The sequence below is a fragment of the Pseudomonas imperatae genome (assembly GCF_057128625.1).
The window spans coordinates 127,313-147,011 of record NZ_JBSKHP010000009.1 but is presented as its reverse complement, the minus strand read 5'-3'; the positions used below and the strand labels follow the sequence as shown (position 1 = coordinate 147,011).

Here is a 19,699-nt window from a genome sequence, read left to right as displayed (position 1 = left end):
GCGAGCCGTCATGCCCGCTTTCCTATGAGACTAAAATGTCACAAAATAGTCACAAACCAGTAAGCATCTTGCACGGACGTGGCCTGATGCGATTAGCGCAGGATAGCACTGGCCATCCCTTTGCATTCAGCTTAACCCATCATACCCCAGCATCTGACCAGTCATTCTGCTTACCGATCTTACCCAGATAAGCCACGGCGAACCCTGATATGGGTTTCAATCCGTAGCCCAGCATTCGGTCGAAACCCTCATGCGCCAGCCAAAGTGCTCGCAGTGGAATCAGGACGACTGGTGAAAATTGAACTCCAGCCACAATTAGCGCAACGCCAACTGAATACTGGTGAGCTGCGTTATTGCCCCCCCCACTCGGCGTCCAAACACGTACCCTAGTAAAATGAGTTTTGGTAGTAGAAACAGTAGTGTCGAGAATCGCCAGCCCCACGGGCGCAATGAGCAATATAAGAGCAGGTAGCTTGTAAATACGATTGCCCCTTCACGGCGCTGCCAGTGAACTACCTCTGTCGCCACTGATTTCGCCCACCGGGGGGAATTTGCTCGCGCTCGTAGTGAACTCTTCCTAATAGCTCCTCCTCCTGGAATTTGGCGAAGAGTCCTTGGATCAATGCTTGGGCGCGCAAACTGCCGCTGGGCATAGCCAGAGCTCTACGGGCCTCGTGAGCCATCGTACAGAGCAGGCGGTATTCATGATTGTGTCGTGACATGGGTTAAAGGTCCGTCACCCGGGTTGATTAACCTACCCAGAGCTCATCGGCATTTATCTTTCGTTGGTTGGGAATTGAGTGCGATGGTCTTGAAGTCGTTGGCTGTCTGCTCGTCTGCCGCTGCCAGGTGCCGATGGTCAACATATCCAGGCTTGACCATTTCAACAGGTGATGAAGCGCACGACTACAAAAAACCACTAGTAAAAGGCCGATGGTACTTCCCGTGGGTTCGACCCTGCTGCCTGCGGACAGGACAGCGTGATCGTGGTGCGCCAGCACGGACGAGTGCACATCTATCGCAATGCTTGCCCGCACCTGGACACGCCGCTGGCGTGGCGCAAGGACGCGTACCTTAACGGCGCCCGCGATCATATTGTCTGTTTTGCCCATGGTGCTCTCTTTGAAATCGCCACCGGCGAGTGCGTGCCGGGCCCGTGCCTGGGGCAGCGCCTGCCGGCGCTGGCCTATCACGTCAATGCCCACGGATACATTGTGCTCGATTGACCTGCGGCCTGCCGGCCGCCAAGGAATAAACAACATGAAATTGGCTACGCTTCGCGACGGTACCCGCGACGGGCATTTGGTGGTGGTGGTGTGTCGGCAGCTGCGGCTTGCGGTCTCCGCACACCCCATCGCGCGCACCCTTCAGGACGCCATCGAGGCTGGTCCTGTGTGCGGGCACCCCTCCAAGCGCTGTATCAGGCTCTCAATCAGGGCTGCGCGCCTCATGCGTTTGACTTTACCGCAAGCGACATCGCCGCACCTTTGCCCCGCGCGTATCAGTGGTGCGATGCGTCTGCGTTCCTGGCCCATGGCGAAAGCATGCAGCGCGCCTTCGGCCTGCCGCCCATCCCCGGCGTGGACGAGACACCCCTGATGTACCAAGGGGCCTCGGATGATTTTTTTGGGGCGCAGGATGACATTCCTTTGCCGTCCCAGGCCCATGGCATCGACTTCGAAGGCGAATTCGCGGTGATCGTTGATGATGTGCCGATGGGCTGCCGGGTAGACCAGGCGCTGGGCCACATCAAGCTGGTGGTACAACTGAACGATGTCAGCCTGCGAACGCTCGCGCCACGTGAAATGAATACCGGTTTCGGCTTCATTCAGGCCAAGCCCGCCACCAGCTTCGCTCCCGTAGCGGTAACGCCTGATGAGCTTGGCGCGGCGTGGTGCGAGGGCAGGGTAAAACTGCCGCTGGACGTACAGCTCAACGGTGACCGCATCGGTCGCCCGCATGGCGCCGAGATGCATTTCAGCTTTGCCCAACTCATCGCCCATGCCGCACTGACCCGACGCCTGCACGCTGGCACGGTGATCGGCTCAGGCACTGTTTCCAACGCCGATCTGGGTGCAGGAGTGAGTTGCCTGTCCGAACGCCGTGCGCTGGAAATGATCAGTGATGGAAAGCCGTTGACGCCGTACCTCAGTTTTGGTGATCGCGTGCGGATGGAAGCTCGTACTGCTGACAACCAATGCCTGTTTGGCGCCATTGACCAGTGTGTCGTTCAGGCCAGCGCCTGAACGCTTAAAACAACAAGTGGAGTAAAAAGCGATGGATGTCACCCGCCGTCGCCTGATCGATCTGTCCGTCACCCTGGACAACAACCCGTATACCGCCCCCCCCCTCTGCTACCGCGCATTGATTACATGGATCACCAGCAGGGCTGGCCGGAAATGGCCGCGCTGTTTCCCGGGCTTGAGTTGCAGCAATTGCCAGGCCAGGAGGCCTGGGCGGCTGAACGCTTGCAGATCACTACCCACAGCGGCACGCACATGGACGCGCCCTGGCATTATGCATCCACCACGGATGGCGGCCGGCCTATGGCATCGATGAGCTACCTTTGGACTGGTGTCTCAAGCCTGGCGTGAAACTGGACTTTCGCCATGTGCCGGATGGCCACGTGGTGACCGCCGAGGAAGTACAAGCCGAACTCGAACGCATCGAGTATCGGTTTCAACCGTTGGACTGATACTCAGCCTGAGTTTGGCAGCCTGCTTGTCGCCCGCGTGACGTCCATTAGCTCTTCACTGGCCAACTGTTTCCGCATCGGTGTACAAGCCAGCTCAAGACCGGAGGGCGAGGTATAGATAGCTTGATTATCTCCGTGATAGCCACACCGACGGTAGAACGCGGTTGCGTTAGGGGTAGCATCTAAATGGATGTCGACGATTCCGGCTTTAAAGGCCAGTCGCTCAAGGTATAGGAGCATTGCCTTGCCAATCCCCTGTCCCATGAATGCAGGCAAAACGAAAATAGCGCCTATCTCTCCAGACTGGAAATCAATCAGACCTGTTGCGACCGGTGTCTCGCCCAGCCAGGCAACGTGGTACTCCTTTTCCACCCAAGCCCGATATCGGTCTGTGAGCGGCACATCAGTCCACGCCATTACTTGCTCAGCCGTATAGACGGTAATGCATTGATGCCGGATCGCCTGGAGGCGTATATCAAACGCGGCCTCGGCGTCAGTATGTTTGGCTGGGTGAATCAACAGCATCTTCACTCTCCTTGTCATCAATGAGTTGGAAGGGGAATGAAAAAGCCCCATCCATTTCTGGCGGGGCTTCTGGTCAATGCTTCTGTTCTAAGCGCGCATCGCCCTATGGCCCGCCAAAGGCAGTCATCAAGGGGCGCATCATGCTAACGAGATTTGTAGGGGTCATTGATTGATAATCTGGAGATTTGAGCGCTGTGTCAATAACCGAAAATGCAAACTGGCGAGTCGCTCTTTCGTGATCTGATCGTATTTATACCGCTGCCCAGCCGGCAACGTATTGCGCAGCGAATGGCGAGCCTTCAAGAACGAGCGTTCGCACGTCAGCCAGCACCATTATCTACCGATCCAGACAGGCCGACTGCGCGACATGTCCGATGAAAGCTAAGTGCTGCCCGAACACTTCGATTCGCAAGATCGTCCGCAGCGTTCATGAACCCGCTCGTGATGTGGCTCGACGCATCGCGGCGACGCCGGAGTAGGTGCGCTCTCGTCACGAACGTAAGAAGGTCGAAATGTTGTTTGCCCACCTTAAGCGCATTCTGAAACTGGATCGCTTGCGACTACGCGGCATGAGTGGCGCGGCCGATGAGTTCACGCTGGCCGCCGCGGTACAGAACCTGCGACGGCTGGCCAAACTTACCTCTCAAGGGCCACCAACCACGGGATAGGTGCGCCCGGAATCAGTAAAAAACCTCAATTCAACCCACTGACCAAGCTGCAACGATTAACGCAGAACCGAAAAGCCACTCAACGTAGTGAATAGGTTCTGAAATGACGGTCTGCCTCGACCTCTGCCAGGCTAAAATTCCGACTTTTTCAACAGAATCGGTCGAAAGCCGACGCCTAAATCTGAATTCTGTTCAGGCGTCCCGATTGTCCCCTCATCTCCTTCGTCAGGAAAAGGCCAGAGGCAGGACGCCTTTCTCAATCGGCTAACGCGAGGCGAAGGGCCTCCTTCTGAAATGCACGATTCCCCAGAGCAGCCCAACCACTGCGGACACGGTTGAAGCGCAGAGCACACTCAGTTTTGCTACTGCCAGCAACTGCTCATCATCGAAAGCCAGCCCGGCGATAAAAATAGACATGGTGAAACCGATGCCCGCGAGTAGGCCTACGAGCATTACCCCCGCCCAATCCACTTGCTCGGGCAATCTGCAAAGGCCAGTACGAACCAACACGAATGTGGCCAGAACGACACCTATGGGCTTGCCGAACACCAAGGCCATCACCACACCATAAACAACGGGAGCCGTAACAGCGTCACCGAAGTGAGCGCCACCAAGGGTAACCCCCGCGTTTGCCAGTGCAAACAACGGCATGATGACGAACGCCACCCACGGGTGAAGGCGCTCCTGGACTCTCTGTACAGGAGGAAGCACCTCTCGCTCAGCGAATCTGATCTGCTTAAGTGGCGCTGATACTTTTTTCTGTCCCTCATGAACTCGATGAGCAAGCTCGCGAAACGCTTGCGTCATGATGTCCAGCGGCCGTTCCGAAGAAGGCGCCGACCTGACGGGTGTGATAAGCCCTAGGACGACACCCGCCAGCGTTGGATGCACGCCAAACTTGAGCAGGCCGCTCCACATGACCACGCCTGGCAAAACATAGAGCCAAGCTGAACCTATCCCCATCCGTTGCATTGCCAGGACAAGCGCTAAACCACCGACCGCGATGCCCAGACCAGCAAAATCCAGGCTAGTCGTATAGAACAGCGCAATGATGAGTATCGCCGCAATATCGTCAATGATGGCGAGCGCCAACAAGAAAACCCGGAGGTTGCCGGGTATGGATTTGCCTAGCAGGGCAAGTACACCCACAGCGAAAGCGATATCAGTGGCTGTGGGCACCGCCCAACCATGCGCAGATTCAGCCCCAAAGTTGTAGGCAAGGTAGATCCCAGCAGGAACCAGCACGCCACTCAAGGCAGCCCCTAGAGGCAAGATCGCCATCTTGGCATTGGATAAGGCTCCGTCTTGAATTTCTTGCCGGATCTCCATCCCTACCACGAGAAAGAAGATAGTCATCAGCCCGTCATTGACGAGAAAGTGCAGCGACTCACCGATGCTGAATGAGCCAAAACTTAGAACAACGCGGGTATTCCAGAACGCTTCGTAGGACAGGCTTGCCGAGCTGTTGGCCCACAGCAGCGCGGCGATAGCGGCGAGTACGAGGACGATGCCGCTCACCGCTTCGATATGGCTAAATCGCTCGACGGCCGCTAGCGCTTTGGCAGTCAAAATTTGCGGACGAGGGATTACGTTTGATGCGGGCGTATTTGGCGCAGGCATGCCGACTCCTCACTGGCGGCCCGACCTGTGCTGGAATTTAACCTGCGGATTGGCGAAATGCCGTACGCACCCAACCTCATTGTACTCATTACGGAACGCGTACGGCAAAGCCTGCGGGCCTTCGCTCCAAATAGCATCGACGTGGAATCGACAGAAGCCAAATATACTTGCATGTCACCATCTGCTGTCGGCCATCAACGGTCGATGGGGGCGGGGCACCATGCGCCTGGCCGGCGTGCCGACCAATCCTGATTGGGGGATGCGTCGGGAGATGATGAGTCAGAGCTTCACCACCCGGCTGGACCAGTTATGGACGGTGAGTTCCAGGTAGCAAGGCAGACCTGAAGCAGGTGCGGTGAATTAGAAGCCGCGCAGGCGGTCGATTTCGGCGGCCACGTGCAGTGCGGCCTCCAACTCGGAGATTTGCTGTTCTTCCATCAGTCGCCAGCGTTCGGCTTTTTCCTCGGGCTCGGTCATGGCCAAGGCCAGGTAGAGGCTCGGGGGCACGGCGCGGAACAGTGTCTCCCTATTTTTGGCCAGCACCACCCCCTCGGTGTACTTGCCCGATGCCTTGCTCGCCGACAACAGCAACGCCTTCTGCGCCGGCGTCAGCTTCTTGAACCGGGCGATCTCCTCGATTTCCGCCGGTGGCATGTTCAGGCAGATCCACCATTCGATCATGTTGAGCATGGTCTGCGCGGCGCTGGGGAAATCGGCCAAATTTTGCGTGGCCAGCCAGAACCAGGCCCCCAGCTTGCGCCACATCTTCGTGCCCTTGACCACGAACGGCGCCAGCAAGGGGTTCTTGGTGATGATGTGACCTTCGTCCGTCACCATGATCAACGGCCGGCCCAGGTATTGATCGCGTTCGGCCAGGTTGTTCACAGTGTTCATCAGGCTGATGTAGCTGATCGACATCTGCGCCTCGTAGCCCTCGCGGGCATAGGTCGCAAGATCTACGATGGTGACGTCACTCTCGGGCCACGGCGTGCCGGTCCGGTCAAACAGCGTGCCCTCGAAGCCCTGGCAGAACAGGTCCATGGACTCGGCCATCTCCTGGGCGCGCTCGCGGCGCTTGTCGGGCAGATGTGCATCGCAGGCAACCCGCTGCAGCGCATCCCGCACGTCATGGGTCATGACCTGCTGCTGGGCGTTCGCGCAGGCCTTGGCGGCATCGAGGATGCATTCTCGGATCAAGCTGCGGTCCGCGCGGGTCAGGCGCGCTTCTTCCTTGGCTTCGCCGCCGGTGATCATCAGTCGCGCGGTAATCTCCAGCTCGCCCAAGACGTCGCGTTGCTCATCGTTGTCCGTGTTGCTGTCGTCAAGGTCATCGGTGGCGAGGCTGGCCACCTGGTCGGGGCGCTCGACCAGCCGCCGGGCGTCGGCGAACGGCGCCAGGCTCAACCCGCTGCCCGGCTTGAGTTGGACCTTGTTGACCGATAGCCCCAAGGTGGCGAAATAGTCACCTTGCAGGCCAAACGAATTACCGGCCTCGACGATGAACAGACGGGGCCGGTAGACGGCCATCACCTGCATGAGGATCGAGACCAGGGTGGCCGACTTGCCCGCGCCGGTGGGCCCAAACAACAACAGGTGACCATTCATGGACCGGTCAAAGCGGGACAATGGGTCGAAGGACAACGGAGCACCGCCGCGGTTGAAGAACGTGATGCCTGGATTGCCGGTGCCGACGCTGCGCCCCCACAGCGGCAGCAGGTTGGCAACGTGCTGCACGAACAGCAGGCGGGTGTACCAGTTTCGTTTGTCGCGGTTGGCGTTGTACACCATGGGCAACCAGCGCAGGTAGCTGTTGCAGGCGGCGACTTCATCGCCGTCCCGCACCGGCTGCAGGCCGGCACCGAGCAGGACATTGGCGGCTTGGATGGAGCGCTGGTGCAGCTGCTGCTCGTCCTTGCCGCACAAGTAGAACGCCAGGGTGCCTCGGTACAGCTTGTGCTGGCGGCCGATCAGCGAGCGAGCTTCCTCGACATCCTGGCGGGTCTGGCTCGAGGCCAGGTTTTCGCCGATGGCCTTGCGCGCGAGCCGGTTCAGCTGTTCCTCCAGTACGTCTTGCGGCGTCACCACCAGCGTCAAGCTCATGACCGTCGCTTCCGGCATTTGGTCGAACAGCGCATTGAGCGCCTCGCCCTTGCGCGTCTCTCCGGTGAGTTGGCCGATGTGGGGCGGCTTGCGCAGCTTGTCGACCACCATCACCCGGTGGGGTTGCTGGTCGAAGTACCACAGCCCCTGCTCAACGTCAGAGCGCGGTTCTTGGTAGAACAGGCGCTCGGCAAAATCGTGGTCGAAGGGCAGTTGCAGAGAATCTGCCTCCCCATCTTCGGGATAGGGCACACGCCGGTAGAACTCGGCGGGTGATTCGCCGGTCAGGGCTGGGGCAGGGTTGAACCAGGGCAGAAGCCAGGCATAGAAGTCGCGTCCGTTCAACCGCCGGGGGCTGACGCCGCAAGCTTGCAGGGAAGCGGTGATGCGGTCGCAGGCCCTTGCCAGCAGTTGGGTGGGCGCTTGTTCCTGGCTGTCGGCCGAGGCTTCCAGCCAACGATAAATGACCAAGCGAATCCGTCGATTGCTGCCGCGCCACGGCAAGTGCGACACCACGTGGTCGTCAAACAAGCCCCCGGGTTTGGCCACGGCGGCCAGATGTCGGCGCATCAAACCGAGAAACGCCTCGGTGAATGGCGTGCCCGCCGCCCGAGGGACGATATAGCGCTCCAGGCGCTCCAGGTAAGGCGAGAAGTCGCTGTCGTCCTGGCAGTAGAACTGCACCACCCACGGCGCCTGGTCGAGCTCATCGAAGCTGTCCTGCAGTGCATCCTCCAGCGCATCACGTGCGGCCAGCAGCCATTCGGGCTCGCGGCCTTCGGTACCGATCGGCTGCAGCTCGAACGCCGCACCGACCGAGCGATTGTCGTCGAGCAGAAAACAGCGCTCGGCCTCTAGGTACTCCACCCACGGCAGGTGGTCGGTGAAGCTGGGGTTGTGCGCGTAGTGCGCGGCTTCATCGGCCTGCGTTGCACGTCGGCGCTGGGTGGCGCGCCATGCTTTCCAGCGCGGCTGCCCCTGATCGCGATTCTCGGCCATCACAGGTCGTCCAGGCGTTCGCCCGGCAGCGCGTATTGGACCTTCTCGTACAGCGGAAACACCGTCGAATAGCCTGGGACAGGAGCCTGTTGGGTACCGCTCAGATGCGGGTAGACGTACATCACCAGATCGGGGTTGGGCAGCCGAGGAAATTGCGCGCGGATCTCATTGGCTGCGGTACGGGTGTAGGAGGCCTGATCACTGATCAGCCGCTGGGGTTCGAGAACCGGCCGGCGCAGTTCGCTGCGGGCCTCCTGCAGTTGTGCCTGGGTGCCCACGGAGCCGGCGCCGTTCCAGATGTCGAGCATCGTCTGGTCGCCATGGGGCAGCAGCGTGTCCTTGTCGGTGCTGCAGCCAAGCAGCGCCAGGCAGAGCAGGCTAATCCAGCTCCAGCGTCGAAACGGATGAGTTTTCATGATGGACTCTCCGGCCTTTGGGCTCGTAGTCGATGGTGATCTCGTGGTCCAGGTGCAGCGCTACCTTGGCGGAGGGCGGCACGTAGATGGCGGCGAAAGCCTCGCCGTAGAGTTTGTTGACCCAATCACGGATATCGCCGATGCCGCCGCTGATGACCGTGTTCAGCGCGCTGTTGCCACTGCTCTGGCTGACGCCCAGCGAGCTGCTGCTTGAACTGATGAAAGAGGCGCTGTTCTGCTCGCTGCCCAAGGCTGCCGCGAAGGCGGCTCCGGCGGCGGTGATCAGGCTCTGGCTGCCTAGGTACTGCTGGGCGTTGGAGCGGCGCTCGCCGGAAATGCAGGGAATGCCGTAGGGGTCGGAGATATAACCCAGGCCGCCGCGAATCTTCTCGGTGTTCGAGGACTGGCTGGTGGCGCTGTTGCGGTTGACCAGGGCCTGTGGCTGCGGCACGGTGCGCACGGTGCCGTCGGCGAAGACGAAGGTGATCGACTCGACCTGGCCCCGCACGCAGGACAATGTCCAGTCGCCGGAGGCGGTGCCGCTCATGACCGCACCCACCACCTCGGGCAGGTCAATGCCGTTGGCCGTGAGGTTATCCGCTCCGACCAGGACCTTGAAGGGGTAGGGGTCATTGACCGTGCCGTCCACGGGGACCCGGCCGATCAGCGCGGTCATGGCCACGGAGCCCATCAATGTGGCGTTCTCCGGGATAGTGTAGACGGGTTTGGCGCCTTCGCTGCGATCATGCTGAGCCGGGAGGTCGCGCTCGCCCTTGGCCACGGCACGCAGCTGTTTCTGACCACGGTCGATGGCGTTGTCCTGCAGCCCCTCCAGGCCATTGAACTTCGAGGACAACTTGGACAGCGGGCTGTCAGCTTTCGCGGAGCCGTCGTTCGCCGCGCGTGAGGACGCTGGTTCAATCCATTGCAGCGCATCCGCCGTTGGCTGCACACCCTTGATGGCCTGCTCGTCACCGGGCTCCAGGCCGAAACCCACGGGTAAGTCGGACTTGGGTCCTGACATCCCGGCAATCTGATCTTTGAGCTTCGACAGCAGCCCTTGGGTTTCCCGGTGCTGTTGTTCGGCTTTCTGTCGAGCATCATTGGCTTGCTGGCGCTGCTCGGTCACCTGCTGGGTGACGCTGCCCAGGGTGCTCTGGATGCGGTTGTTGATGCTGCCCTCGCGCGTACGCAGCCGATTGTTCTCGGTCTGCAGCGAGTCGTTGCTTTTCTTCAGCGTCAGCATGTCGCTGCGCATGGCTTTGACCTGGCCGACCAGGGTGGCCACGGTGTCGCGCGGGGTATCGCCGGCAATGCCCAGAGACTTGGCCTGCTCGGCAGTGAGGGTGGCGTTGTCCTGAGGTTGAGGGTGCTTTTCTCCCTGCGGTGCAACCCACGACCTGAAGATGATCAGCACCACGGCAACCAGCAGGCCGGGCACCAGCCACTTCAGCAGCACGTTAGCTTTCATGGTCGGCACCCTCGGGCTTGGGTGGGGGCAGTAGCAATGCCTGTTTCAGGCCTCCACCCCGCGTGACCAGGTAGGCCACCGTGGTGTCTTCAGGCGTTCCGGAGCGCCCCAGCGAGTTGTGCTGGAAGGTGGCCGCAAACAGGGTCGCCTGTAGATGACGTGGGTCGAGCAAGATCTCGCCTGGCCCCTGGTTGACCAGCTTCACTGCGGTGACCCAATAGTCGCCCAGACGCCAGGCGGCCAGGGCTTTGACGGTAATGGGTTCGGTGGGCAGCAGGGAGCTCAGTGCAGCGGACTTACCAACCGGTACGCGGCGGACACCAGGCAGCGGCGCAACCATACGCAAAGGCGCATAGAGGTTTTGCGCGGCATAGCGGGTGAGCACCACCGGGATCGGCGTAGCTGGTACCGCAGGCGTGGTGCTTGAGTCAGCTTCCGCTTCCGGTGCCTTGGCGTCCGCGACGATCTTGATAGGTTCTAGCGCGGCAGTGCCGGCCCCGGCCTCGATGTCGACCAGCACCATATCGCCGGACTTCACCGACTGCAGATGCAGGCGCGTCGGCGGAATCGCGTCGGACGCCAGCAAATACACGGTGCTGCCAACCGATTGCACGCGCACCTTGGCACTGATCGCATTGGGTACGCCCACGCGAACGTCCTCGTCGAGCATCAGGATGCGTTCCTGGCCGACCACCAGTGGTACGGCCAAGGGTAGGCGATCCCAGTGCTTGACCTCAACGGCGCTCGTGGTCGCGCACCAGGTAGCTGAGCATGCGAAGGCCAAGATCAGTATGTGTCTGTTCATGACGCACCTCCCGGTAGGGACAGCTTCTGCGGCGTACCTTCGTAGCAGTCCAGGGCCAACCCCCACTTGTTGTGCTCGGGGTCGACATCGAAGCGCACCACGCGCAGCGGGTACCGCACGACGACGCGCTTGACCGGTTCGGCCGCGTAGTACTCATCGGCGTTGAGGTCGAGCTGCACCAGCCAACTGTGCGTATCCAGCTGCTTCACCCGCAGGCCGGGGTCATCGCTGTACCCGCGGCCGAGCACTTCATAGACGCCCCGGACGCGACCGCGCAGCTCCCCGGCGACTTTGCGGTACTCGAAGTCACCGTCGAGGAAGGTCTTGCAGGCCGGCGTGAGGTACGGCTGCAGGGCATAGATCGCCCGGGGGTAATCGGCCTCGCCATCGGTCGGCCAGCGATTGAGCTGGCCAAAGATGTACAGGGCGAAGGAATAGATGTTTTCCGGCGGCACATCCCACCATTTTCGAGTGCTCCCCGAGCGCAGATCCGGCGGTACATGGATGGTCAGCTGGCTGGGGGCGGTCTGCCAGCCATACCAGAGCGCGGCACTGACCAGCGCCAGCGTTCCTACGGCCAGGCGCAGGCTGAAAATATGCACTTGTTGCGCGTCGACCTTGTTGCGGAAGCGGCTCATGGGTTGCCCTCCCGATGACGACGGGTGCGCCTGACCGTCCAGGGACCTGAGTGCAGGATCAGGTGCTGGGCGCCGACGCCCCAGTACAGGGCCAGATCCCATTGCAACCTTCGGTACAACCAAGTCTCGGGCCGGGCGCGTTTGGCTCGTCGTAGCAGCTTGCCGCCGGCAAACAGCACCAGTGCCATGCTGGCGATCATGCAGGTGGGCAGCATGGCGATGGAGGCAGTGGCCAGCGCCAGGGGCGCACCAACCATGAGGCCAACGCTGGCACCGATGGCCAGGGCCAGCCACATCTCGTCGTTGGTCAGGCCACGCAGCACGGCAGGGTCACGATTGAGCCGTTCGGGCAGAAAGCTCAGGGTGCCGTCGGGCAGAGTCGCGATGGGATCGGGCATGGCGACCTCACAGGATGGCGGCGGCTTTGGTCAGGAACCAGATGATGACCACCACCAGCAGCGCACCGACACCGACGACCGCGCCCAGATCCTTCCAGGTTTTGCGCTGGTTCTGTACGTCGGCGTAGACCGTCAGTGAGTGCCAGGCGACGCCCAGGAAGGCGAGGAGGGCGATCAACAAACCGAGCAGGATGCCACCGTCATAGGCGTAGTTCTTGATGGTCTCGATCAAGCCGTTTCCTTCGCCGCGCGAGGGCGCTTCCATGGTTGGCAAATCTGCGAAGGCCCGGCTCGATATCAAAATCAGCAGGCTACCCAGAAAGCCTTGCTGCAGGCGCTGGCGTAGATGGACGAGGCGGATGGGTCGAAATAGGCGAAGGGGCATGGCTAGGGTCTCCTGTGATCAGGACAGCATGAAAAACATCAGCACGATCAGGGCTAGCGCAAGGCGCGCCGTGCTCCCGCCGAGGGCACCGAAGCTGAGGTTGCCGGCCGCCCAGCCGCGGTAACCGGTCCATAGCGCCCAGCTGCACCAGAGCAACGCGAGAACCAGGACCGCCGAGCGCCACATGACCGAGCACAGCTGCGGGGTAAAGCCGGCAGCCGCGGTAAAGGCGGTGATTTGGCTGTCAGTTATGCTCATGGGCATTCCCCACGGAAGTGGTGTCATGGCGGTAGTCAGCCGGCAGCTCGATCAAATCGGCCGGCTGTGCGCGCGAAGGTGATAGGTACGCATGGATACCTTGGCGGACTCGCTGTAGGTCGTGAGTAAACCGGAGGTAGTCAAAGCGATAGCGGGCGGAGTCGGATGCGCCAACAGCCATTTGAGCGCGATCTGCCGACTGCTGGATGGAGTCGAACTGTCGAACGATAAGGGCAAGTTCAGCTCGTTCCTGGCTTTCTACTGCCCAGACGGAAGTAGAGAGTACGATCGCGTAGGTAAACAGCCAGAGGCGGGGAGCAAGGGTCATGTCGGCAGCCCTGTAGAGGTCTGCAGTCACCATGCTCAATTCGAACGGGTTTTACCGGGGCAAAAGCGAAACCGCCGACATCGCATAACCACGCGGCCCCCTCGCGTTGCTTTAACTCAAATTTTTATCAGGCGGCTAGAGCGTTGCACTCCCTCACGCAGGCTGCACATGAATCAGCGCAAGCCTTGCATTCCTCATGCTGGGTTTCGTATTTTCGGCATTGCTTTTCGCAACTTGCGCACACATCGGCGGTGACTTCGGCCTGCGCAGGGGTAAATTTCGACTTCTGGGAGGCTAGCTTCATCAAGGCGTCACAGCTTGCCAGCAACTCGCTTACCGATTCTGCGCAGGCAGCCATGTCTTTGTGGCCCTGGCCAAGCAATGTAATGCAGTGAGCCAGGCAGGCTTGACCTGTCTTCAGGCAATCAAGGCTGGTATTGATAAGTCCTGTAAAGTCTTTGCCTCCAGGTGCGCCGTGCTCGTGGTGGTGTTCGTGGTTTTCGGTGGCCGCCATGACAGACGTGGTCATGGCCACTGCAACTGCTCCCGCGACGGTTTTCAGCATTTCACGTCGTTGCATCGTTCGTTCCTTCGATTGAATCGCAAAGTGGGATAACGGAGGTTCATCCGCCGTATCGGTCATACAAAAAATAGTAGGCTTTGGCGAAAACTGAAAGTGGCGCTCTAGCAAATCTTAAGTGGGGCGCCAAGTTGGGTGGCGGGTTCCTCCCACTCACCCATGCGGCAAGTGGGAGGTTCAGGGTTATTACCGCACGATCGTCAATGGAACGGTGATCGTCTGTCCCGAGGCCGATCGGATGGTCACGGTCGCCGGCGTTGCCGGGCCGCTCCCGGTAGTCGAGACCGAAATCCGCCACCGGGAACCAGTGCTGCTGGCCGTGACTGTCGCATTGCCCAGATTCATTGCTCCCGTAGTGGTGGCAGCCGTTACGCTGATACTGTTGGCGCCTGTTTTGGACGTGGTGCCGGCAACATCCCAGGTGTAGCGGTTGTTGCTGCGGACCGCCACAGTTGCGCTACTCACTTGCAGGTTCTCACTGGCGACAGGCGCTGCGACGGCAATGCTGACGGTAGCCGCAGTTGCAGAAACAGCCCCCAGCGCATCACGAACGTCATAGGTGAAGGTCGCGATGAACGATTCTGCTACCGTGGCTGGTGGCGTGTAGGTGATGCGGGTACCGTCGGTGCTCACCGAGCCCTTGCCAGAGTCAGGTTGACTGACGCCCACTATGGTCAGCGGTACATTGCCATCGGGGTCACTGTCGTTGCTCAGGACATTGACCGTGACGGCGGTGCCCGCCACCGTGCTGGCGCTATCGGCCATTGCCACAGGCTTCTTGTTTGTGGTGTCATCATCACCATCGTCAGGCTCGTTTTCCTTGTTATCGCCGGTTCTGAAGGTAGGAAGGGCCACCGAGTTGACGTAGGTGACGCCATCCCAAGTAGGCAGCGGAGTCGGCATCAATTGGAATTGGCCAGGGTGCTCGATGTCCCACCGAAGCAACATGGAATTGTCTTCGTGCTGGGTGTTGTGACAATGCTCCATGTAGGTTCCCGCAAACTCGCGGAAACGAATGGCCATTTCGACATCGACTGAACTGTCGTCCTCCGACCCTATCCGGTAGACATCCTTGCGGGCCCATTTTTCCCACTCAGGTGGTGTCTTGCCATCGCGGCTGAGGATGATGCCTTCCTCGAAATGAACGTGCACTGGATGGCTCCAGCCATTGCCACCATTCTTGATCTTCCACACTTCCAGAGTCCCGTCACCGCTGAACCCCGCATCGGTTGGCCCCGTGGAAAGCTGGGGCGCTGCGCTGATGCGTCGAGGGTCCATGTTGTAGCCCGCGCCGCCGTCGGTTTTGACGGTCCATGGCATGGAGTCGGTACCGTCGGAGCGGCCGAATATGAATTCGCGATGCCGTGAAGCATTGAGTGTGGCCTGAACGTTAGCGTCATCCCGATTGAGAGTCAGTGGAATCATGACTTTACCGGCTTGCTTGCCAGGCTTGGCCGGCTCGTAGGCCGCCGGATCCATACTGACATCTTGGCCGGCATAAGGCTGCACAAGCAGCTGCAGGAACTTGCCAACGGCCGGGTCGCCCTTGTCCCATTCAGCTCCCTTGCTGGTTTGCTTGATGACGGCCTTGTATTTTTCCGAGAGAACGTCGGCCAAGCTGATCGTTCCTTTGGGGCCTTTGCCCGTGTCATGCTCCATCAAGTTGACGACGTAGATCTTGTCCCCAACCGACACGCCATTTTTTGCGAAGTTAACGATGATGTCGTAGCGTTCGGCGATTGCTTGGGTTGGCAAGATAGCATTGTTGTCCTGTCGATCACCGTCGCCGTTGAGGTCCATGGTGCCGTCAAACGGGATGGCGTGTTCCATGATGTTGCCGTCATTGGCAATCATGTGGAAAGGCACACGGGCGTAGGAAACATTAGAGCCCGAGGGCCCTTTGAACTCGCCACTGTTGCCGGCAATTTCCCGCACCACGGCAAACTTGAAATAGCGTGAGACTGAGCCGTTAAGAATGCGGAAGCGATAGCTGCGTGCACGCACCTTGAGCACGGGTTGGTACTGCCAGTTGACCAGGATTTGGTCGCCAAGAAATCCATCGGTATTGAACGGGTTGAACCATAGCTGACCGTTCTCGTCCCAAGCCTTGTCGGCAACGACCAAATTGACATCGTAGTCGCGGTTTCCCCACGGCATTGCTGCGCCGCTGGGCAGGCGCAGGTTGACGCCGTCCTCCAGCGCCTCGTTGCCGCGATCTAGGGCGCTGTAGTAATTCATCATCACCGCATTGCCCTTGTAGACGTTTTGGGCGGTGAAATCGAGCATATGGTCATGAAACCAGTGCGTGCTCATGGTTTCACGCCAGTCGCCGCGAATCTTGATGCTGCCGTTCTGGCAGGTTTTCACGCCGGGGCTCAGGTCATTGACGTACAGGGTTTCGCCTGGCGCGCAAGGGAAGGCGGCGCGCGGGTCTTGGGCCGTGGTGTTGATGGTGTCGTAGCCGGCCAGTTGCACCGGCCACCGATAGTCATAGTACTGGCCGGGGAAGAAGAACGCATTGGCGTAGCCATCACTTTCTGCGGGGGAATGGCCATTGTGCTCATGCGTGCTGATGGTATGCAGGCCAAACCCGGCGTTGGCTGATGGATCGATCGGCAGCGCGTTGTAGTGCCGCATCAGGACGGGTTGACCGTAGCGGACCATCAGCAGCTTTGGCGGAAAGGTACCATCGAAGGTCCACAAGGATTTGTGGTTCTGCAGCGGGAAATTGGGGTGAAAGCGGGTGTCGATTCCTTTGGTAGTTCCCAGGGTGGTGGGAATGTCAGAGGTTTTGTAATACAGGCCGCCCGGGGCAAACTCGCCTTTGGCGTAGCCGTGCAACTGCTTGCTGTCGCGCAGGCCTTGGTTGATGCGCGCTCCAGCCTGGACTGTCTTGAACCCTGCCTGCGGGTAGAACTCGTTCCAGCGTTGGTGCGACCAGCCTTTTCCTGGTGGACGTCCTTCGGCCGGGGAACCGACGGGGCTGCGGTTGAGGAACATTTCGATCTGCGCTTTCCAGGGATTGCGGTCCAGCACGTTGGAAAACTGTGAAGGGAACGGGTAAAGCCCCGGCTGCCTCATGAACGCTTCCAGTGCCGCGCCGGAGGGGCTGCTACGAGCAACGTTGTTGGGATCTTGCGCCGGCGCGGGCCCGGTGCTAGGGCTGGGGAAGATCAATGGTGGTTGCGGTAGGGTCGGATCGAGCTTTTCCGGACCGAACTCTTCAAAGAGTAGGAGCTGTTGAGTAAACGGCGATGCGCCGAACAAGGGGCTGGGCTTGCCGTTTGTGGGGTATTGCCGGGAATTTTGCAGCGTGGGCGGCAAAACATTATCGACTTGGGTGGATGACTTGTCGCCGACTACGCCATTGGGCAGTGAGAGTGCGCCTTCGTTCGCCTCCGGAAGGGCCTTAAGGGCTTCGTTTGCGGCCTTGGGATCTGCCGGCGGGTTGGTGAATGCGGACACGTCAGTAGGGGGCGGCGGGCTGACGTCATCGATGGGGACGCCTACTGCCGTGGCACCACCCAGGACCGTCAGCACACCTACGGCAAGGCCCGATAACCAGGGACGATTGAATGCTGAAATTACAATGGAGTGTTTGGCCATGATGCTCTACCTCTTGAAATCGCCTGGATAAGGGCATTGCTTTCAAGGGAGCTGCGCAAAAATTGGACCATTTGTGTAAGGTTCTAAATAACCAATTAAAACTATACGGTTAGGTGTACTTGGTAAGGGAATGCGTTTTAAGCGAGGCGTGGCTTCACCCAACGTTGGGGATTTAGGCCCACTCACTGCCCTGACTGCAGGTTCCCGTCCTCAGGTTCGAAAATTGACATTGCTGAGTGCTTACCTTTATCCACGTCGAAAAATTTGCTCTGATTGGGGTTGCTGATAATTGACCGCCAAATGGCATCGAGCTCCAGCCAAGGATACTGCTCAGCATACTGAAGTGGGCAGGCATCAGCATGAGGGAATGGTAGATAAGCTCTATTAAATGGGTGGGCGCGTCCACACGTCGCACAGTAGACAAAGTTGCCTATTATTCGCCAGGTACGGTCCCAGTCATGGAGGCATGTTTTTTCAGTTTCCATAGGCAGAAGCTTTCCTCAGTATGCCCATCTGGACCAACTATAGGGAAGATTTCAAAACAATGTGGATCCAGAGAGCATCAGGCGACATCGGATGTGGTGGGGATCGAAGTCACCGCCCCAATTCCTGCGTATACAGCTGACGCACCTGACCCCTGCCCGAGAAGGAAGATGCACAGATTGATCGCTAGAGACGGAGTGGACACTTCAGAGCATGCTGGAGTGTCCATGGCGTTATTTGTGTTTGAGGCTAGTAAACGGATTGACGTCTGAGGAAAAGCCAAAAACTCTCAGGAACTCCCGGCAGCGGGCGGTTCAAGATTCTCATCGTTAAGTTCTCATGGATGTCGCTACCTATTGGCTGATCGTGGGCAGCCAGAGCGAAACCTGGGTACCTTCCTCTGGTTGCGACGTAATGCTAAAACAGCCACCGGCTTGCAACGTCATGCCGTGCACGGTTGAAAGGCCTAATCCTGTCCCGTTACCCACCCCTTTTGTTGAAAAGAACGGGTCAATGCATCGGGCACGGGTGTGTTCGTCCATGCCTCGCCCCGTATCGCTTACGACCAGGCGCACATAATCGTGTTTCGCCCCTGGCGATCTTGGTTCGATAATTGCGCTGATGGTCAGCACGCCATCAGCGGGCATTGCGTCCTGCGCGTTCATGGCAAGGTTGAGAATGGCCAGTTCCAAATGGTGCGGATCGATCCACAGAGCTGGTAATGCCTGTGGTACGTTGATCTGCAGCGTTGTCCCTGGGGCCAGGAACTGCCGGATTCGAGGAATCAAGTCGTTCATCAGCGTCGTCAGGTCCACTGCTCGGGGATGCATGGGTTGCCGTCCTGCAAAGGCCAGCAATCGGGCAATCAACTCACGTGCCCGCTCCGCCGCCTGGAGCGCGATATCGATTAGCTTAATCGAGCGCGGTTCATCACAGCGGCGACGAAGCAGTTCCAAAGCACTGATAATGGGCGTCAGCAAGTTATTGAACTCGTGGGCAACACCGCCACCCAATCGTCCCACCGTTTCCATCTTGCGGGCTTCTTGCAATTGCGCGATCGCCTGGGCTCGCTCATTGACCAGGGCCCGTACCCGTCGTTCCAGCTCATCGTTGAGACGGTCGGCAGTCGGCGTGGCGCTGCCGGTTGCTGGAACGAAGTCTACTTGCAGCAACGTCGCCTGCCGGAGCTGGGATTTCACGCGCTCGGTCGTTTCCGTAACCACGCACAGCACGCCGCCCACTGTGCCATCGGCCTCGGGCACAGCAGAATAAGAGACGTCGAAGTACACGGTCTCACCCCCGCCGTGACGCTCGATGTAAAACGGCCTATCCCTGGCAGAGAACGTCTGACCTGTGTCACGCACGCCTTGCAACAAAGGCCACAGATCCGCCCATAGCTCTGTCCAGTGTTCACTGGCCGGCCGGCCTAGCGCGTGCGGGTGTTTATCGCCGATGCTAGGGGCATAAGCATCATTGTACAGGGCGACAAAATGCTCCCCCCAAAACACGACGATCTGAGCGTGCACTGGCAGTACCGTGGCCAGCAGCGCCTTGAGGGCGCCGGGCCATTGCGCGGGTGCGCCTAGCGGCGATTCCGCCGAGCTGAGCATCTTCAGCCTATTGCCTGTTTCCCCGCCGTTGGCGAGGAAAGCTAGTTTGTCGGGAGCTGCGGCGCCAACCGCGCTGCCGTGGGATCGCTTCATGCTGAGGGGGCTCTGAGTGGT

At 59.6% G+C, this 19,699-nt stretch carries 13 protein-coding genes and 8 pseudogenes; 5 read left to right on the top strand and 16 right to left on the bottom strand.

Going from position 1 to position 19,699, the window contains the following annotated elements; genetic code table 11:
• Positions 1-139 precede the first annotated feature (139 nt).
• Positions 140-528: pseudogene (locus ACWKWX_RS13745) on the bottom strand (DUF4260 family protein).
• A 446-nt stretch (positions 529-974) separates the two neighbouring features.
• Between ACWKWX_RS13745 and ACWKWX_RS13740 the strand changes: the two are divergent.
• From ACWKWX_RS13740 to ACWKWX_RS13730, 3 pseudogenes are all read left to right on the top strand, one after another.
• A pseudogene (locus ACWKWX_RS13740) lies at positions 975-1,226 on the top strand (Rieske (2Fe-2S) protein); the annotation flags it as partial.
• A 34-nt stretch (positions 1,227-1,260) separates the two neighbouring features.
• A pseudogene (locus ACWKWX_RS13735) lies at positions 1,261-2,246 on the top strand (fumarylacetoacetate hydrolase family protein).
• A 31-nt stretch (positions 2,247-2,277) separates the two neighbouring features.
• Positions 2,278-2,692, top strand: a pseudogene (locus ACWKWX_RS13730) (cyclase family protein); the annotation flags it as partial.
• Positions 2,693-2,698: 6 nt separating this feature from the next.
• Here the strand turns inward: ACWKWX_RS13730 and ACWKWX_RS13725 are convergent.
• Positions 2,699-3,220 (bottom strand): GNAT family N-acetyltransferase, encoded by a 522-nt coding sequence (locus ACWKWX_RS13725; protein WP_483828045.1) that lies wholly within the window; start codon positions 3,218-3,220, stop codon positions 2,699-2,701.
• Positions 3,221-3,473: 253 nt separating this feature from the next.
• Between ACWKWX_RS13725 and ACWKWX_RS13720 the strand changes: the two are divergent.
• Positions 3,474-3,888, top strand: a pseudogene (locus tag ACWKWX_RS13720) (transposase); the annotation flags it as partial.
• Between the two features lie 264 nt (positions 3,889-4,152).
• Here the strand turns inward: ACWKWX_RS13720 and nhaA are convergent.
• Positions 4,153-5,508, bottom strand: coding sequence for a Na+/H+ antiporter NhaA (nhaA, locus tag ACWKWX_RS13715; protein WP_483828044.1), 1,356 nt, complete (start codon positions 5,506-5,508; stop codon positions 4,153-4,155).
• Positions 5,509-5,701: 193 nt separating this feature from the next.
• Here nhaA and ACWKWX_RS13710 point away from each other — a divergent pair.
• Positions 5,702-5,839: pseudogene (locus tag ACWKWX_RS13710) on the top strand (DUF4113 domain-containing protein); the annotation flags it as partial.
• Between the two features lie 29 nt (positions 5,840-5,868).
• Here ACWKWX_RS13710 and ACWKWX_RS13705 read toward each other — a convergent pair.
• From ACWKWX_RS13705 to ACWKWX_RS13645, 13 genes and pseudogenes are all read right to left on the bottom strand, one after another.
• Positions 5,869-8,607 carry a conjugative transfer ATPase gene (locus ACWKWX_RS13705; RefSeq protein ID WP_483828043.1) on the bottom strand — a complete coding sequence of 913 codons (2,739 nt, stop codon included), beginning with the start codon at positions 8,605-8,607 and terminating at the stop codon, positions 5,869-5,871.
• The gene (locus tag ACWKWX_RS13700; protein WP_483828042.1) at positions 8,607-9,023 is read right to left on the bottom strand and encodes a TIGR03751 family conjugal transfer lipoprotein; all 417 of its coding nucleotides are present in this window, start codon (positions 9,021-9,023) and stop codon (positions 8,607-8,609) included. The genes ACWKWX_RS13705 and ACWKWX_RS13700 overlap by 1 nt, the downstream gene beginning before the upstream one ends.
• Positions 8,986-10,494, bottom strand: coding sequence for a TIGR03752 family integrating conjugative element protein (locus ACWKWX_RS13695; protein ID WP_483828041.1), 1,509 nt, complete (start codon positions 10,492-10,494; stop codon positions 8,986-8,988). Before ACWKWX_RS13695 ends, ACWKWX_RS13700 begins: the two co-directional genes overlap by 38 nt.
• On the bottom strand, positions 10,484-11,299 hold the full coding sequence (locus ACWKWX_RS13690; protein WP_483828040.1) for a TIGR03749 family integrating conjugative element protein: 816 nt from the start codon (positions 11,297-11,299) through the stop codon (positions 10,484-10,486). The genes ACWKWX_RS13695 and ACWKWX_RS13690 overlap by 11 nt, the downstream gene beginning before the upstream one ends.
• Entirely contained in the window at positions 11,296-11,937 is a 642-nt protein-coding gene (locus ACWKWX_RS13685; protein ID WP_483828039.1) for a PFL_4703 family integrating conjugative element protein, read from the bottom strand. Before ACWKWX_RS13685 ends, ACWKWX_RS13690 begins: the two co-directional genes overlap by 4 nt.
• The gene (locus ACWKWX_RS13680) at positions 11,934-12,335 is read right to left on the bottom strand and encodes a TIGR03750 family conjugal transfer protein (RefSeq protein WP_483828038.1); all 402 of its coding nucleotides are present in this window, start codon (positions 12,333-12,335) and stop codon (positions 11,934-11,936) included. Before ACWKWX_RS13680 ends, ACWKWX_RS13685 begins: the two co-directional genes overlap by 4 nt.
• A gap of 7 nt (positions 12,336-12,342) precedes the next feature.
• On the bottom strand, positions 12,343-12,720 hold the full coding sequence (locus tag ACWKWX_RS13675; protein ID WP_483828037.1) for a TIGR03745 family integrating conjugative element membrane protein: 378 nt from the start codon (positions 12,718-12,720) through the stop codon (positions 12,343-12,345).
• Positions 12,721-12,738: 18 nt separating this feature from the next.
• Entirely contained in the window at positions 12,739-12,978 is a 240-nt protein-coding gene (locus ACWKWX_RS13670; RefSeq protein ID WP_483828036.1) for a TIGR03758 family integrating conjugative element protein, read from the bottom strand.
• Positions 12,965-13,306 (bottom strand): integrative conjugative element protein, RAQPRD family, encoded by a 342-nt coding sequence (locus ACWKWX_RS13665; RefSeq protein WP_483828035.1) that lies wholly within the window; start codon positions 13,304-13,306, stop codon positions 12,965-12,967. The genes ACWKWX_RS13670 and ACWKWX_RS13665 overlap by 14 nt, the downstream gene beginning before the upstream one ends.
• Before the next feature lie 127 nt (positions 13,307-13,433).
• Complete coding sequence (locus ACWKWX_RS13660; protein WP_483828034.1) at positions 13,434-13,886, bottom strand: four-helix bundle copper-binding protein; 453 nt, start codon at positions 13,884-13,886, stop codon at positions 13,434-13,436.
• A 186-nt stretch (positions 13,887-14,072) separates the two neighbouring features.
• The gene (locus ACWKWX_RS13655; RefSeq protein ID WP_483828033.1) at positions 14,073-17,492 is read right to left on the bottom strand and encodes an Ig-like domain-containing protein; all 3,420 of its coding nucleotides are present in this window, start codon (positions 17,490-17,492) and stop codon (positions 14,073-14,075) included.
• 836 nt (positions 17,493-18,328) lie between these two features.
• Positions 18,329-18,667, bottom strand: a pseudogene (locus ACWKWX_RS13650) (ATP-binding protein); the annotation flags it as partial.
• Between the two features lie 3 nt (positions 18,668-18,670).
• Positions 18,671-19,678, bottom strand: a pseudogene (locus tag ACWKWX_RS13645) (histidine kinase dimerization/phospho-acceptor domain-containing protein); the annotation flags it as partial.
• Positions 19,679-19,699: the final 21 nt, after the last annotated feature.

Excerpts from the sequence above, each read along its gene's own strand:
- ACWKWX_RS13725 (WP_483828045.1), bottom strand. The coding sequence starts at position 3,220 with ATGCTGTTGATTCACCCAGCCAAACATACTGACGCCGAGGCCGCGTTT.
- nhaA (WP_483828044.1), bottom strand. The coding sequence starts at position 5,508 with ATGCCTGCGCCAAATACGCCCGCATCAAACGTAATCCCTCGTCCGCAA.
- ACWKWX_RS13705 (WP_483828043.1), bottom strand. The coding sequence starts at position 8,607 with ATGGCCGAGAATCGCGATCAGGGGCAGCCGCGCTGGAAAGCATGGCGC.
- ACWKWX_RS13700 (WP_483828042.1), bottom strand. The coding sequence starts at position 9,023 with ATGAAAACTCATCCGTTTCGACGCTGGAGCTGGATTAGCCTGCTCTGC.
- ACWKWX_RS13695 (WP_483828041.1), bottom strand. The coding sequence starts at position 10,494 with ATGAAAGCTAACGTGCTGCTGAAGTGGCTGGTGCCCGGCCTGCTGGTT.
- ACWKWX_RS13690 (WP_483828040.1), bottom strand. The coding sequence starts at position 11,299 with ATGAACAGACACATACTGATCTTGGCCTTCGCATGCTCAGCTACCTGG.
- ACWKWX_RS13685 (WP_483828039.1), bottom strand. The coding sequence starts at position 11,937 with ATGAGCCGCTTCCGCAACAAGGTCGACGCGCAACAAGTGCATATTTTC.
- ACWKWX_RS13680 (WP_483828038.1), bottom strand. The coding sequence starts at position 12,335 with ATGCCCGATCCCATCGCGACTCTGCCCGACGGCACCCTGAGCTTTCTG.
- ACWKWX_RS13675 (WP_483828037.1), bottom strand. The coding sequence starts at position 12,720 with ATGCCCCTTCGCCTATTTCGACCCATCCGCCTCGTCCATCTACGCCAG.
- ACWKWX_RS13670 (WP_483828036.1), bottom strand. The coding sequence starts at position 12,978 with ATGAGCATAACTGACAGCCAAATCACCGCCTTTACCGCGGCTGCCGGC.
- ACWKWX_RS13665 (WP_483828035.1), bottom strand. The coding sequence starts at position 13,306 with ATGACCCTTGCTCCCCGCCTCTGGCTGTTTACCTACGCGATCGTACTC.
- ACWKWX_RS13660 (WP_483828034.1), bottom strand. The coding sequence starts at position 13,886 with ATGCAACGACGTGAAATGCTGAAAACCGTCGCGGGAGCAGTTGCAGTG.
- ACWKWX_RS13655 (WP_483828033.1), bottom strand. The coding sequence starts at position 17,492 with ATGGCCAAACACTCCATTGTAATTTCAGCATTCAATCGTCCCTGGTTA.